Raw genomic sequence first — 13,361 nt, forward strand, 5'->3', positions numbered from 1 at the left:
GGCACCGGCGGCGGGATGGGGAAAACGAACCGCGCGCGGCTCGTCCGAAGACGAACCGCGCGCGGTGGTGACTCGAGGTGCTGGGCTCAGCCGACGCTAGCCTGCTGAAGCCGCAGCCAAAGCCCAAGACCGACGATGCAAGCGAACCAGACAATGCCCACCAGAACGGTGTAGCGGTCCAGGTTCTTCTCGGCGACCGACGACCCAGCCAGGCTGGAGCTGACCCCGCCGCCGAACATGCTGGACATCCCACCGCCCTTACCCCGGTGTAGCAGGATCAGCAGGGTGAGCATGACGCTCGTAATGACCAGCAACACGATCAACGTGTACGCGAACCAGATCGGCATGGCGGGGGACAGTCCTCTCGTTGCGATCCTCGCCCGAGCAGAACGGGCACGGTGGCACCGACCGACGGACGGGCGGAGTCAAGGATAGCGAAGCGGTCAGCCGGTGGTGTGCTCCGGGAACCGGCAGATCTTCGCGAACTCCTCAGCGTCCAGGCTGGCGCCACCGACAAGGGCGCCATCCACGTCCGGCTGAGCCATGATGGCGGCCACGTTCGACGACTTGACCGACCCGCCGTACAGGATCCGCACCTGGTCGGCCGTCTCCTGGCCGAACTGCCCGGCGAGGCGCTGACGGAGCGCCCCGCAGACCTCCTGGGCGTCCTCCGGGGTGGCCGTCTTGCCGGTGCCGATCGCCCAGACCGGCTCGTACGCGACGACAACCTGGGTCACCTGCTCGGCGGAGAGCCCCTTGAGGGCGGCGTCGAGCTGGTCGTTGCAGTGCGCCACCTGGCCGCCCTGCTCCCGAACGTCCAGCCCTTCCCCCACGCAGAGGATCGGGGCGAGACCATGGGTGAGCGCCGCCTGCACCTTCGCGTTGACGACCGCGTCATCCTCGTGGTGGTTCGCCCGCCGCTCGGAGTGGCCGACGGCCACGTAGGTGCAGCCCAGCTTCGTCAGCATCGGCCCGGCGATGTCACCGGTGTGCGCTCCCGATGCGTGCGGCGAGAGGTCCTGCGCGCCGTAACCAACGAGCAGCTTGTCCCCGTCCACGGCGGTCTGCACCGTCCGCAGGTCGGTGAACGGCGGTAGCACCACCGTCTCGACCTCGGTGAGCTGCTCCGCGGTGAGGCTCGCGGCGAGCTTCTGCACCAGCAGGTTCGCCTCGAGATGGTTGAGGTTCATCTTCCAGTTGCCGGCCATCAGCGGCCGGCGGGTGGGGTTGGCCATTCAGCTCTCCAAGGCCGCGATGCCGGGGAGGGTCTTGCCCTCCAGGTACTCAAGACTGGCGCCGCCACCGGTGGAGATGTGGCTGAACGCCTGCTCGTCGAGGCCGAGCGCCCGCACCGCGGCGGCGGAGTCACCGCCACCGACCACGGTGAACGCGTCCGACTTCGCGATCGCCTCGGCGACACCGCGGGTGCCGTGCGCGAAGGCCGCCATCTCGAACACGCCCATCGGGCCGTTCCAGAAGATCGTCCGAGCGTCCCGCAGCGCGGCGGCGAAACCAGCCACCGTCTCCGGGCCGATGTCGAGCCCGACCCGCTTGCTGGGGATCCCGTCGGCCCGCACCGTGTCGTGCGGGGCGTCCGGGGCGAACGCGTCCGCCGCCACCACGTCAACCGGCAGCATGATCTTGCCGTCGGCGCGCTCCAGCAGGCTTCGGCAGGTCTCGACCATCTCCTCCTCCAGCAGCGAGGAGCCCACCTCGTGGCCCTGCGCCTTCAGGAAGGTGAAGCACATGCCGCCGCCGACCAGCAGCCGGTCGACCTTCGGCAGCAACGCCTCGATCACCGCCAGCTTGTCGGAGACCTTCGACCCACCGAGCACCACCACGTACGGGCGGTCCGGCTCCCCGGCGAGGGTGCCGAGCACCTCCACCTCGCGCAGCACCAGCCGGCCCGCCACGTGCGGCAGCCGGGCCGGTACGTCGTACACGCTGGCGTGCCGACGGTGCACCGCGCCGAACGCGTCGTCCACGTACGCGTCGGCGAGCGCGGCGAGCTGGTCGGCGAAGGCGCCCCGCTCCACCTCGTCCTTGCTGGTCTCACCCGGGTTGAACCGAAGGTTCTCCAGCAGGGCGACCTGGCCGTCGGCGAGGCCCGCCACCGTGGACCGGGCCGAGTCGCCCACCGTGTCCTCGGCGAAGTGCACCGGCGCGCCGAGCAGCTCACCGAGCCGCCCGGCGACCGCGCGCAGGCTGAACGCCGGGTCGGGGCTGCCCTTCGGCCGCCCCAGGTGGGAGCAGACGACCACCTTCGCGCCGGCCTGGACCAGCGCGCCCAGGGTCGGCAGCACGGCCCGGATCCGACCGTCGTCGGTGATCTGACCAGTCTGCTTGTCGAGCGGGACGTTCAGGTCCGCGCGGACCAACACCCGCCGACCCGTTACCTCCTCGGCGAGCAGGTCGTCGAGGGTGCGGATAGTCACCGGACCGACCTTCCCTTCGTCACCAGGCCCCCCGCGAGCTGCCTACGCGCACTCACAGCGACTGACCAACCAGCTTCACGAGGTCCACCAGGCGGTTCGAGTAGCCCCACTCGTTGTCGTACCAGCCGACGATCTTGACCTGGTTGCCGATCACCTTGGTCAGCGGGGCGTCGAAGATGCAGGACGCCGGGTCGGTGACGATGTCGGCCGAGACGATCGGGTCCTCGTTGTAGGACAGGACGCCGTTGAGCGGGCCGTTGGCGGCCGCCTTCATCGCGGCGTTGACCTCGTCCACCGTGGTCTCCCGGCCGACGGTGACGGTCAGGTCGGTGGCGGACCCGGTCGGGATCGGCACCCGCAGCGCGTAGCCGTCCAGCCGGCCCTTGAGCTCCGGCAGCACCAGGCCGATCGCCTTCGCCGCACCGGTGGAGGTCGGCACGATGTTCAGCGCGGCGGCACGGGCGCGACGCAGGTCCTTGTGCGGAGCGTCCTGGAGGTTCTGGTCCTGGGTGTAGGCGTGGATGGTGGTCATCAGACCCTGCTCGATGCCGAACGTGTCCTGCAGGACCTTCACCATCGGCGCCAGGCAGTTGGTGGTGCAGGAGGCGTTGGAGATGACGGTGTGCTTGGCCGGGTCGTACTCCGCGTGGTTGACGCCCATCACCACGGTGACGTCCTCGTTCTTCGCCGGCGCGGAGATGATCACCTTCTTGGCGCCGCCGTCGACGTGTGCCTTCGCCTTGGTGGCGTCGGTGAACAGGCCGGTGGACTCGATGACCACGTCCACGCCCAGCTCGCCCCAGGGCAGGTTCGCCGGGTCCTTCTCGGCGTACACCTTGACGGTCTTGCCGCCCACGGTGATCTCGTCCGCGCTGGCCTTCACCTCGTGCGGCAGCCGGCCGAGGATGCTGTCGTACTTGACAAGGTGGGCGAGCGTCGCGTTGTCGGTCAGGTCGTTGACCGCCATGATCTCGATGTCAGCGCCGGACGCCAGCACTGCCCGGAAGAAGTTACGGCCGATCCGGCCGAAGCCGTTGATGCCAACCCGGATGGTCACAGGTCCCATCTCCTCGCGTTCTAGTCCGCCGGCGTGTGACCCACGGGCCGGCGACGAGTCTGCGCCAGCCGGTGGAACCGGCCGTTTGACGGTTCATCTCGGCCGCCCCGCCGCGGTCCGAGGGACCGACCGCCCGAGGCGGTGCGCACGGCGAGGAATGCCGAGTGCCGGCTCCCTTGCCGTACGCAGCGACCCTATCCGAGCATGGGGGGTCTTGCTCCGGCGGGTGGTTCCCGCCGCCGTCCTATCAGACCACGAGCATGTCCGGCGTGACTGCCGCTTCGGTATCCGGGATGCCGAGATCGCGGGCCCGCTTGTCGGCGAGCGCGAGCAGCCGCCGGATCCGTCCAGCGATCGCATCCTTGGTCAACGGCGGGTCGGCCAGCGCGCCCAGCTCCTCCAGCGATGCCTGGCGGTGCTCCAGCCGCAGCCGCCCGGCCGAGGTCAGGTGGTGTGGCGCGTCGTCGGCGAGGATCTCCAGGGCACGGGTGACCCGGGCGGCGGCGGCGACCGCCGCGCGCGCCGACCGACGCAGGTTCGCGTCGTCGAAGTTCGCCAACCGGTTCGCGGTGGCCCGCACCTCCCGCCGGACCCGACGTTCCTCCCAGGCCAGCACGCTGGAGTGGGCACCGATCCGGGTGAGTAGGGCGGCGATGGCGTCGCCGTCCTTGACGACCACCCGGTCCACCCCGCGCACCTCGCGGTTCTTCGCGGCGATGCCGATCCGGCGGGCCGCGCCGACCAGGGCGAGTGCCGACTCCGGGCCGGGGCAGGTGATCTCCATCGCACTGGAGCGACCCGGCTCGGTCAGCGAACCGTGTGCCATGAACGCGCCACGCCACGCCGAGACCGCGCAGCAGACGCTGGCGGCCACCACATGCGGTGGCAGGCCCCGCACCGGACGACCGCGGACATCGAGCAGGCCGGTCTGCCGGGCCAGGAACTCCCCGTCCTTGACCACCCGCACGATGAAGTGGCTGCCCTTGCGCAGGCCGCCGGAGGCGAGGACGTGGATCTCGCTGGGGTAGCCGTAGACATCGGCGATCTCCCGCCGCAGCCGCCGGGCCACCGCCCCGGTGTCCAGCTCGGCCTCCACGACCACCCGGCCGGAGACGATGTGCAACCCACCGGCGAAGCGCAGCAGCGCCGCCATCTCCGCCCGCCGGCAGCAGGGCTTGGGCACGTCAACCCGGCTCAGCTCGTCCTTGACCGCCGCCGTCATCGCCATTGTGCGTCCTCTCACGGACCGGTTCCGGCGTGTCGCCGGAGATTACGTACGTGTCTAACGAGCGGCGCCCAGGACCGGCACCAAAGCAGCGGCGAGAGCCGCCGAATCATGACAGGGCGTGCCGTCGTTGACCGCAACCGGGGCGAGGATCAGCCGAGCGCCCAGCGATTCTGCCGCACGCTCGACCGGCTCGGGGTCACCCACCGCCTTGACGTCTCCGAGTACGCAGTCGACCCGCAGCTTCGGCAGGTACCACCGCAGCTCGGCCAGGTGATCAGCGACAGAGAGCCCGAACGTCTCCTTCTCGGCGGCCAGGTTGAGGGTGACCAGCCGGCGGGCGGGGCTTTCGGCGATGGCCGCGGCCAGCTCCGGCACCAACAGGTGCGGCAGTACGCTGGTATACCAGCTACCCGGGCCGAAGAGGAGCCAGTCGGCGGCGCCGATGGCGGCCAACGCCTCGGGGCAGGCCTCCGGCGCCTCCGGATTCAGCCGCAGCGACTCGACCCGACCGGCGGTGACGGCCACCTGATGCTGGCCGCTGACGATGCTGACCTCCGCCGGCCGGCCGGGGTCAGCGCCCCGGACCCGTGCCTCGATCCCGACCGGCTCGCAGGACATCGGCAGCACCCGCCCCACCGTGCCCAACATCGCGCCGGCATGCTCCAGCGCCGCCACCGGGTCGCCGAGCAGGTCCATCAGCCCGCAGAGCACGAGATTGCCGACGGCGTGCCCGGTCAGTCCGCCCGCGGTGCCCGACCGGTCGCCGGGCGCCGGCGTCGGGACCGCGGCGAAGCGGTGTTGGAAGAGCCCGGCGCTGCGCTGTGTGGCGGGATGATCTCCGGCCAGCGCGACGAGTGCCTGCCGCAGGTCCCCCGGCGGCAGCCCGCCCCGCTCCGCCCGCAGCCGGCCGCTGGACCCGCCGTCGTCGCCGACCGTCACCACCGCGGTCAGATCAAGGTCGAGTTCGGGAGCGCAGCGCCGCAGTGCCCGCAGCGAAGCGGATAGTCCGTGCCCACCGCCGAAGGTGACCACCCGGATAGCCGTCACTCGCGCCCCAGGTCCCGGTGCTGCGCGTTGACGGCGAGGCCGGTCTGACGCAGCCGCACGGCCAGCTCCTCGGCGATGGCGACACTGCGGTGCTTGCCACCGGTACAGCCGACGGCGGCGGTCAGATACCGCTTTCCCTCCCGCTCGAAACCAGCGGTGGTGGCATTGAGCAGGTCGGCGTAGGTCGCCACGAAGTCCTCGGCGCCCTCCTGGCCCAACACGTACGAGCTGACCGCCGCCACCTGCCCGGTGTGCTCGCGCAGCTCCGGAACCCAGTACGGGTTCGGCAGAAACCGGGCGTCGCAGACGAAGTCGGCATCCGGCGGTACGCCGTACTTGAAACCGAAGGAGACCACGGTAACTCGCAGCCGGCGGGCGTCCTCGGCGCCGAAGAGCTCCTCGATCCGCCGACGCAGCTGGTTGACGTTGAGGTGGCTGGTGTCGACGAACACATCGGCCTGGTCGCGAGCCCCCTCCAGCAGCCCGCGCTCAACCGCGATGCCGTCGGCGAGCCGCCCCTCCCCCTGCATGGGGTGCGAGCGCCGGACGCTCTCAAAGCGCCGGATCAACACCTCGTCGTCGGCGTCAACGAAGACCACCCGCGGGGCGAAGCCCCGCTCCTTGAGCTCCCGGATCGCCCCGGCTAGGTCGGTGGAGAACGCCCGGGAGCGCACATCCAGCACCATCGCCGTACGGCGGGCGGCGCCACCGGCCTTCATCGCCAGCTCGGCCATGTCCAGCATCAGCGCCTGGGGCAGGTTGTCGACCACGTAGTAGCCGACGTTCTCCAGCGCGCGGGCAACAGTGCTGCGCCCACCGCCGGAGACCCCGGTCACCACCACGAGCGTGGTGTCGGCGCCCGACGGATCGGGCCCGTCCGGCACGCTCGGCTGCCCCTCGATCACCTGGTACCCCCAACCTGTGACACCGCGCCCCGAACTGGGCCACGGGTTCGAACAGCGACTCTAACCCGCCGAACCACCCAGATCTCCCGCGTCACATTCCCGACACCGAGACAGCTCGCCCCGCATCGGCCACCAGACTTCTGCGCCCGCGACAATCTCAGGTCGCCCCGGCAGGTGGGTTGACGTACCGCCGTCGGGGAATCAGCTGGCCGGCCAGGGCTACCACCAGTCCGAACGGCCGATTCAGCCGATCCATTTCCACAGCTCGAAGTGAGCCACGAAGCTGAGCAACAGCAGCGCTCCGGCAGCACTGAGAATCGACGACCACAGCTCGGCGGCCTGCCGCATCAACCACCCGCCGGCGGCCTCCAACAGTTGCCGGATCCGGTCGCCCAGCACCCGGTAGGCCACCAGCATCAGTAGGGGTGGCAGCACCATGACCCCGTTGTACGCGGTCAGCAGCGCCACCGCCTCCGGCACTGATGTGTCCGCGCCGACCAGGATTCCGATCGCCCCGAGGTAGGGCAGCGCGGTGCCGAACTCGGCCACCGTCACCACCACGCCCAGGAGCGCGATCGCCCGATAGGAGTGGGAGCGGGGCCGCTGCGGTGTGGGGCTGGCCCGGCGGCGGCGACGTTCGGTCAGCCAGCCGTAGATCAGCAGAGCCGCTCCCACCGCACCCTGCAGCACATAGCCGGCATCACTGCCGAGGAAACCGCTCACCCGATGGAAGGTGGACTCCGCGCCCAGGAAGAGCAGCAGGCCCAGGGTGAGATAGGCGGAGAAGATCGCGCCCACATACACCAGGACCCGTGGGACGTACGGCTTCGTCGACAGCAGCAGATAGACGGTTACCGCGAGAGCCGACGGGTTAAGGCTGTCCAGTAGCGCGAGGCCGAAGAGACCAGTGATCATCAAGATCTCCACGTCATGGCGCGTGCCTCCCTAGTGGAGGAAGTAAGGGCCGGAAGACGGCCATTGTAGGACCGTGCCCCAACCCGACACCGGCTTCCTCGCGCACCCCCGTCAATGGCGCAACACCATGCCGCTGGGGCGACGGCGACTACGGGTGCGGCCGGTGAGCGCGTCGACCTACCGCGTGGGCCGGCGCGTCAGAGGCCACTCGTAGACTGCGCCCCATGCCCTCCGCCACCGACCAGCAGCCCGCCGCGCTGGAAACACTGCGGCGTGTCTTCGGCTACGACGCCTTCCGGGGCTTCCAGCAGGAGGTCATCGAACACCTGGCGGCCGGCGGGGACGCCCTGGTGCTGATGCCCACCGGCGGCGGCAAGTCGCTCTGCTACCAGATCCCGGCGCTGCTGCGGGACGGCGTCGCGGTGGTCGTGTCACCGTTGATCGCGCTGATGCAGGACCAGGTCGACGCGCTGACCGCGGTCGGGGTCCGGGCCGGCTTCCTCAACTCGACGCTGGACCTCGACGCCCGCCGCGCAGTCGAGCGAGCCTTCGTCGCCGGGGAGCTGGATCTGCTCTACCTCGCCCCGGAGGCCCTGGGCACCCGGAGCGTGCAGCACCTGCTCGACCAGGGGCGGATCAGCCTCTTCGCGATCGACGAGGCGCACTGCGTGTCGCAGTGGGGGCACGACTTCCGCCCGGACTACCTGGCCCTGTCAATGCTGCACGAACGCTGGCCGGGGGTGCCCCGGGTGGCGTTGACCGCCACCGCGACCAGCGCCACCCGGGCCGAGATCGCCACCCGGCTTCAGCTCACCTCGGCCCGGCACTTCGTCGCGAGCTTCGACCGGCCCAACATCCAGTACCGCATCGCGGCGAAGCGGGAGCCGAAGCGGCAGCTGCTGGCCCTGCTCCGGGACGAGCACCCGGGGGACGCCGGCATCATCTACTGCCTCTCCCGGGCCAGCGTGGAGAAGACCGCGGAGTTCCTGGTCGACAACGGTGTTGCCGCGTTGCCGTACCACGCCGGCCTGGACGCGGTCACCCGCGCCCGGCACCAGCAGCGTTTCCTGCGCGAGGACGGCCTGGTCATGGTCGCGACGATCGCGTTCGGGATGGGCATCGACAAGCCGGACGTACGGTTCGTCGCCCACCTGGACCTACCGAAGTCGGTGGAGGGCTACTACCAGGAGACCGGCCGCGCCGGACGGGACGGCCTGCCGGCAACAGCCTGGCTCGCCTACGGCCTGACCGATGTGGTGCAGCAGCGCCGGCTGATCGACACCTCGGAGGGGGACCTGGCGCACCGGCGTAACCTCGCCGCCCATCTGGAGGCGATGCTCGCGCTCTGCGAGACGGTCCGCTGCCGCCGGGTGCAGCTGCTGGACTACTTCGGCGAGACCGCCGCCGCCTGCGGCAACTGCGACACCTGCCTGCAGCCGCCCGAGTCGTGGGACGGCACGGTCGCCGCGCAGAAGTTGCTCTCCACGGTCTACCGGCTTGACCGGGAACGGAACCAACGCTTCGGCTCCGGGCACTGCGTCGACATCCTGCTCGGCCGCGCCACCGACAAGGTCCAGCAGCACCGGCACGACTCCCTGACGGTCTTCGGCATCGGCACCGAGCTGAGCGAGGCGGAGTGGCGGGGAGTGGTCCGGCAGCTGCTCGCCGAGGGGCTGCTGGCGGTCGAGGGAGACTACGGCACCCTGGCCCTCACCGACACCAGCGCGGAGGTGCTGGGTCGGCGCCGCACCGTCATGCTCCGCCGCGAACCGGCCCGGAAGGCCCGACCGGCGAAGCCGCGCGGCGCGGCCACCGTGGTCGCCGAGCTGGCGCCGACCGCCGCCGAGGCCTTCGAGCGGCTACGCGCCTGGCGGGCCACCACCGCCAAGGAGCAGGGCGTGCCGGCGTACGTGATCTTCCACGACGACACGCTGCGGCAGATCGCCACCGACGCACCGGCCGTCCTGGCCGACCTGGCCCAGGTCAGTGGCGTCGGAGAGGCGAAGCTGGCGAAGTACGGCGAGCAGGTGCTGGCCGTACTCGCCGACACCCCACACCCTGCTTAATCGATCAAGGCGAGTCGATCAGCCACCCAACAGGTCCGCGCTGGCGTCATCGGCGGTTCAGCCTCGGGCGATGAAGTCCGTCAGCACCGGGGCGAGGGTCTGCGGCGACGGTACGTGCCCCTCGCCGGGCAGCACCCGGTGCGTGCCCCGCGGCAGCGCCGCGGCGGCGGCGCGGGCCACCTCGATCATCCAGTCCGGGCTGTCGCCGCCGCTGAGCACCAGCGCGGGCACGGAAACCCGGGCGGCGACCTCCACCGGCAGGACGCCACCACGGCTGCGGTCACCCATGACCGCCGAGTCGTAGGCGAGCGTCGGCGCGAGCGCCACCACGTCGGCCCACCACGGCTCGTGGCGCAGCTCGGCCACCGCCTCCGCCGGCACCCCGGTGGTCTGGAAGAACAGCGCCACAGCGTCGTCGCGTCGACCCTCCGCCAGCAGCGTGGTCAGGGCCTCGGCGTAGTCGCGGGCCTCTTGGCGGTCCTCGTCGGTGTCCGCGCCGAAGGGTGGTTCGTGGAGCACGACCGCCCGGGCCGGCACCCCGGCCGCGGCCGCGTGCAGCACCAGGGCGGCACCGGACGAGTGCCCGTACAGGATGACATCGGCACCGAGGTCGTTGACGAGGGCGGCGATATCCTCAACCTCCCGCTCGACGGCGTACGGGCTGACGTCGCCGCTGTCGCCGCGACCACGGCGGTCGTAGTTGACGACCGGCAGGTGGGCGCCGAGTCCTTCGGCCAGTTCGCGGGTCTTCGCCCGGTCGCAGGTGGCGCCGCCGACCACGATCAGCGGATCTGCGCCGTGGTCCCCGCAGCGTTCGTACGCGATCACCGTGCCGTCTACCGATGTCACCTTCAGCATGCCCGTGCCGGACCCTTCTGTCAGAAACGCTCCGATTGACAGGTACTACGTGCGTGGTTTATCTGGCTCCGTCGAGTCGCCGAGTGCGGCGAGGATCGCCTCGGCGGTCCGCTTGCCGACCCCGGGGACCTCGGTGATCTCCTCCACCGAGGCGGCGGAGAGTCGCTTCAGCGAGCCGAAGTGGCGCAGCAGCGCCGTGCGCCGCACCTCGCCGAGCCCGGGCACCCGGTCCAGCGCCGACTCGGTCATCCGCCGGGAACGCCGCTGCCGGTGGAACGTGATGGCGAACCGGTGCGCCTCGTCTCGCACCCGCTGCAGCAGGTAGAGGCCCTCGGAGGTGCGCGGCAGGATGGCCGGGAAGTCGTCGTCGGGCAGCCACACCTCCTCCAGCCGCTTCGCCAGCCCGCAGAGTGCCACGTCATCGACGCCCAACTCGGCGAGGGCCTGCGCCGCCGCCGCTACCTGCGGCGCGCCCCCGTCCACCACCACCAGCTGTGGTGGGTAGGCGAACCTGCGTGGCCGGCCGGTGGTCGGATCGACCAGGGTGCCGACCCGTGGCTCGTCGGCCGCACCCGTACCGGTCGAAGCCGGCCCGGCCGGGGCGACCGGTTCACCGGCCGACTCGACACCGGCCTCCCCCGTCTCGGCCCGGGCGTCCAGGTAACGGGCGAACCGCCGCCGCAGCACCTCCGACATCGCCGAGAGGTCGTCGGTGGCGCCCCGGATGATGAACCGCCGATACTCGCTCTTGCGCGGCAACCCGTCCTCGAAGACCACCATGCTGGCCACCACGTCGGTGCCCTGGATCTGGGAGATGTCGTAACACTCGATGCGCAGCGGCGCCGTCTGCAGGCCCAGCGTCTCGGCGATCTCGTCGAGGGCCTTACTCCGGGTGGTCAGATCACCGGCGCGTTTGAGCTTGTGCCGGGCCAGGGCGTCGGTGGCGTTGCGCGCGACCGTCTCCAGCAGGGCCCGCTTGTCGCCGCGCTGCGGAACCCGCAGCGTCACCCGGCTGCCGCGATGGTCGGAGAGCCAGTCGGCGAGCGCCTCGACGTCGGTGGGAAGCTCGGGCACGAGGAGTTCCCGGGGGACATCGGCCTCACCCTGCTCCCCGCCATACACCTGGGTGCAGAAGTGGTGGACCAGATCACCGATGGTCAGCTCCTCGGTCTTCTCGACCACCCAGCCGCGCTGGCCACGGATGCGCCCGTCCCGCACGTGAAACACCTGCACGGCCGCCTCCAGCGGGTCATCGGCGAAGGCGACCACGTCGGCGTCGGTGCCGTCGCCGAAGACCACGGTCTGCTTCTCCATCGCCCGGCGCAGGGCGGCCAGGTCGTCGCGGAGCCGGGCGGCCCGCTCGAACTCCAGCGCCGCACTGGCGTCGGCCATCTCCCGCTCCAACCGGCGGACCATGAGGTCGGTCCGGCCGCCCATGAAGTCGCAGAAGCCGTCCACGATCGCCCGGTGCTCCTCGGCGGAGACGCTGCCGACGCAGGGCGCGGAGCACTTGTCGATGTAGCCCAGCAGGCAGGGACGGCCGACCTGACCGGCCCGCTTGAAAACCCCCGACGAGCAGGTGCGCGCCGGAAAGACCCGAAGCAGCAGGTCGAGCGTCTCGCGGATCGCCCAGGCGTGCGAGTACGGCCCGAAGTAGCGCACCCCCTTGCGCTTCGTCCCCCGCATGACCTGGAGCCGGGGGAACTCCTCGGCGACCGTGACCGCCAGGTACGGGTAGGACTTGTCGTCCCGGTAGCGGACGTTGAACCGCGGATCGTACTGCTTGATCTCGGTGAACTCCTGCTGGAGCGCCTCGACCTCGGTGGCGACGGAGATCCAGTCCACCGATTCGGCGGTGAAGACCATCTGCCGGGTGCGCTGGTGCAGATTGACCGGGTCGGCGAAGTAGGAATTGAGCCGGTTGCGCAGGTTGCGCGCCTTGCCAACGTAGATGACCCGGCCGGTTCCATCGCGGAACCGGTAGACCCCCGGTGACTCCGGGATCGTGCCGGACGCGGGACGGTAGGACGAGGGATCAGCCACGTTCCGAGCCTAGTCGCCGGCTCCGACAGCCTCCGAGCGCCAACGGGTGCGGTCAAGCGCCAACGGGGCGGTCGGCCTAGTCGGCTGTGGTCGGGCCGACCAGGCCCACCACAGCCGACTACCGTCAGTCAGGCGAGCGAGATCTGGTCGCCGTTGACTGAGACATCCCGCGGGGCGAGGGGCTTGGTGGACGGGCCGGTCAGCACCGAACCGTCCTCGATCGAGAACTTGCTCCCGTGACAGGTGCAGTTGATCGTGCCACCGTCCACGTTCCCCACCGGACAGTTCTGGTGCGGGCAGATCGGGTCGAAGCCCTTGAACTCCCCCGCTGACGGTTGGGTGATGACAACACCCTGCGCGGCGTAGACGACACCACCCCCGACCGGGATGTCACTGGTCCGGGCCAGCGACTGGGCTCCCTCCCGATCGCCGCCGCCCGGGTCGCCGCTCTCGCTCAACGCCGGGCCGGGGCTGGCCTCGGCTTCGCCGGTGGAGCTGTCGCCGCAGGCGGCCAGGGCCATCGCGGCGCCGACCGCACCTGCGCCGGCCAGCACGGCTCGCCGGGTCCGTACGCCGTCGCCGGTGCCGACCTCCGCACCGGTCCCCGTCTGCTCGTCACTCATTCCGCAATCTCCTCGGCCAACGACCGCTGCCATGATGGTGTGCCCAGTCGGTCCCCCGAGACCAACGCGCCCGGTCGGTTCACCCGGTCCGCGTCCCGGTGCCACCCGTGCGACCCTACCCGGCCGGCGAGGGTCACCGGCCCGGTCACCTTGCCGCCCTGATCATTCACCGGTCCGTGTCGCC

At 70.8% G+C, this 13,361-nt stretch carries 13 protein-coding genes; 1 reads left to right on the forward strand and 12 read right to left on the reverse strand.

The genetic code is table 11. The annotated features are described in order from the left end of the window. Positions 1 to 86 precede the first annotated feature (86 nt). The 8 genes from secG to SALPAC2_RS0108690 form a co-directional block, all read right to left on the reverse strand. Positions 87 to 347, reverse strand: coding sequence for a preprotein translocase subunit SecG (gene secG / locus SALPAC2_RS0108650; RefSeq protein WP_018216261.1), 261 nt, complete (start codon positions 345 to 347; stop codon positions 87 to 89). A 96-nt stretch (positions 348 to 443) separates the two neighbouring features. After that, a complete protein-coding gene (gene tpiA, locus SALPAC2_RS27840; protein WP_018216262.1) occupies positions 444 to 1,235 on the reverse strand; it encodes a triose-phosphate isomerase in 792 nt (263 codons plus the stop codon). After that, positions 1,236 to 2,435, reverse strand: a complete 1,200-nt coding sequence (locus SALPAC2_RS27845; protein ID WP_018216263.1) for a phosphoglycerate kinase — start codon at positions 2,433 to 2,435, stop codon at positions 1,236 to 1,238. Positions 2,436 to 2,487: 52 nt separating this feature from the next. Further along, complete coding sequence (gene gap, locus SALPAC2_RS0108665) at positions 2,488 to 3,492, reverse strand: type I glyceraldehyde-3-phosphate dehydrogenase (protein WP_018216264.1); 1,005 nt, start codon at positions 3,490 to 3,492, stop codon at positions 2,488 to 2,490. A gap of 247 nt (positions 3,493 to 3,739) precedes the next feature. Continuing rightward, entirely contained in the window at positions 3,740 to 4,720 is a 981-nt protein-coding gene (whiA, locus tag SALPAC2_RS0108670) for a DNA-binding protein WhiA (RefSeq protein WP_018216265.1), read from the reverse strand. A gap of 54 nt (positions 4,721 to 4,774) precedes the next feature. Beyond that, entirely contained in the window at positions 4,775 to 5,767 is a 993-nt protein-coding gene (locus SALPAC2_RS0108675; protein WP_018216266.1) for a gluconeogenesis factor YvcK family protein, read from the reverse strand. Beyond that, positions 5,764 to 6,672, reverse strand: coding sequence for an RNase adapter RapZ (rapZ, locus tag SALPAC2_RS0108680; RefSeq protein ID WP_018216267.1), 909 nt, complete (start codon positions 6,670 to 6,672; stop codon positions 5,764 to 5,766). Before rapZ ends, SALPAC2_RS0108675 begins: the two co-directional genes overlap by 4 nt. A gap of 243 nt (positions 6,673 to 6,915) precedes the next feature. Continuing rightward, positions 6,916 to 7,587 carry a GAP family protein gene (locus SALPAC2_RS0108690; RefSeq protein ID WP_223874891.1) on the reverse strand — a complete coding sequence of 224 codons (672 nt, stop codon included), beginning with the start codon at positions 7,585 to 7,587 and terminating at the stop codon, positions 6,916 to 6,918. Between the two features lie 224 nt (positions 7,588 to 7,811). Here SALPAC2_RS0108690 and recQ point away from each other — a divergent pair, with 224 nt between their 5' ends. Continuing rightward, on the forward strand, positions 7,812 to 9,653 hold the full coding sequence (recQ, locus tag SALPAC2_RS0108695; protein ID WP_018216269.1) for a DNA helicase RecQ: 1,842 nt from the start codon (positions 7,812 to 7,814) through the stop codon (positions 9,651 to 9,653). 57 nt (positions 9,654 to 9,710) lie between these two features. Here the strand turns inward: recQ and SALPAC2_RS0108700 are convergent, their stop codons facing one another. The 4 genes from SALPAC2_RS0108700 to SALPAC2_RS27510 form a co-directional block, all read right to left on the reverse strand. Beyond that, on the reverse strand, positions 9,711 to 10,511 hold the full coding sequence (locus tag SALPAC2_RS0108700; RefSeq protein ID WP_018216270.1) for an alpha/beta fold hydrolase: 801 nt from the start codon (positions 10,509 to 10,511) through the stop codon (positions 9,711 to 9,713). 45 nt (positions 10,512 to 10,556) lie between these two features. Further along, a complete protein-coding gene (gene uvrC / locus SALPAC2_RS0108705) occupies positions 10,557 to 12,554 on the reverse strand; it encodes an excinuclease ABC subunit UvrC (protein ID WP_018216271.1) in 1,998 nt (665 codons plus the stop codon). Between the two features lie 128 nt (positions 12,555 to 12,682). Further along, entirely contained in the window at positions 12,683 to 13,177 is a 495-nt protein-coding gene (locus SALPAC2_RS0108710) for a Rieske (2Fe-2S) protein (protein WP_018216272.1), read from the reverse strand. Beyond that, positions 13,174 to 13,347, reverse strand: coding sequence for a hypothetical protein (locus SALPAC2_RS27510; RefSeq protein WP_018216273.1), 174 nt, complete (start codon positions 13,345 to 13,347; stop codon positions 13,174 to 13,176). The genes SALPAC2_RS0108710 and SALPAC2_RS27510 overlap by 4 nt, the downstream gene beginning before the upstream one ends. Positions 13,348 to 13,361 lie beyond the last annotated feature (14 nt).

Origin of the sequence: Salinispora vitiensis (assembly GCF_000378825.1) — a bacterium.
Taxonomy (GTDB): domain Bacteria; phylum Actinomycetota; class Actinomycetes; order Mycobacteriales; family Micromonosporaceae; genus Micromonospora; species Micromonospora vitiensis.

What these genes read in the sequence shown, in the direction of transcription:
- secG (WP_018216261.1), bottom strand. Translation starts at nt 347, where the DNA reads ATGCCGATCTGGTTCGCGTACACGTTGATCGTGTTGCTGGTCATTACG.
- tpiA (WP_018216262.1), bottom strand. Translation starts at nt 1,235, where the DNA reads ATGGCCAACCCCACCCGCCGGCCGCTGATGGCCGGCAACTGGAAGATG.
- whiA (WP_018216265.1), bottom strand. Translation starts at nt 4,720, where the DNA reads ATGGCGATGACGGCGGCGGTCAAGGACGAGCTGAGCCGGGTTGACGTG.
- SALPAC2_RS0108690 (WP_223874891.1), bottom strand. Translation starts at nt 7,587, where the DNA reads ATGATCACTGGTCTCTTCGGCCTCGCGCTACTGGACAGCCTTAACCCG.
- recQ (WP_018216269.1), top strand. Translation starts at nt 7,812, where the DNA reads ATGCCCTCCGCCACCGACCAGCAGCCCGCCGCGCTGGAAACACTGCGG.
- SALPAC2_RS0108700 (WP_018216270.1), bottom strand. Translation starts at nt 10,511, where the DNA reads ATGCTGAAGGTGACATCGGTAGACGGCACGGTGATCGCGTACGAACGC.
- SALPAC2_RS0108710 (WP_018216272.1), bottom strand. Translation starts at nt 13,177, where the DNA reads ATGAGTGACGAGCAGACGGGGACCGGTGCGGAGGTCGGCACCGGCGAC.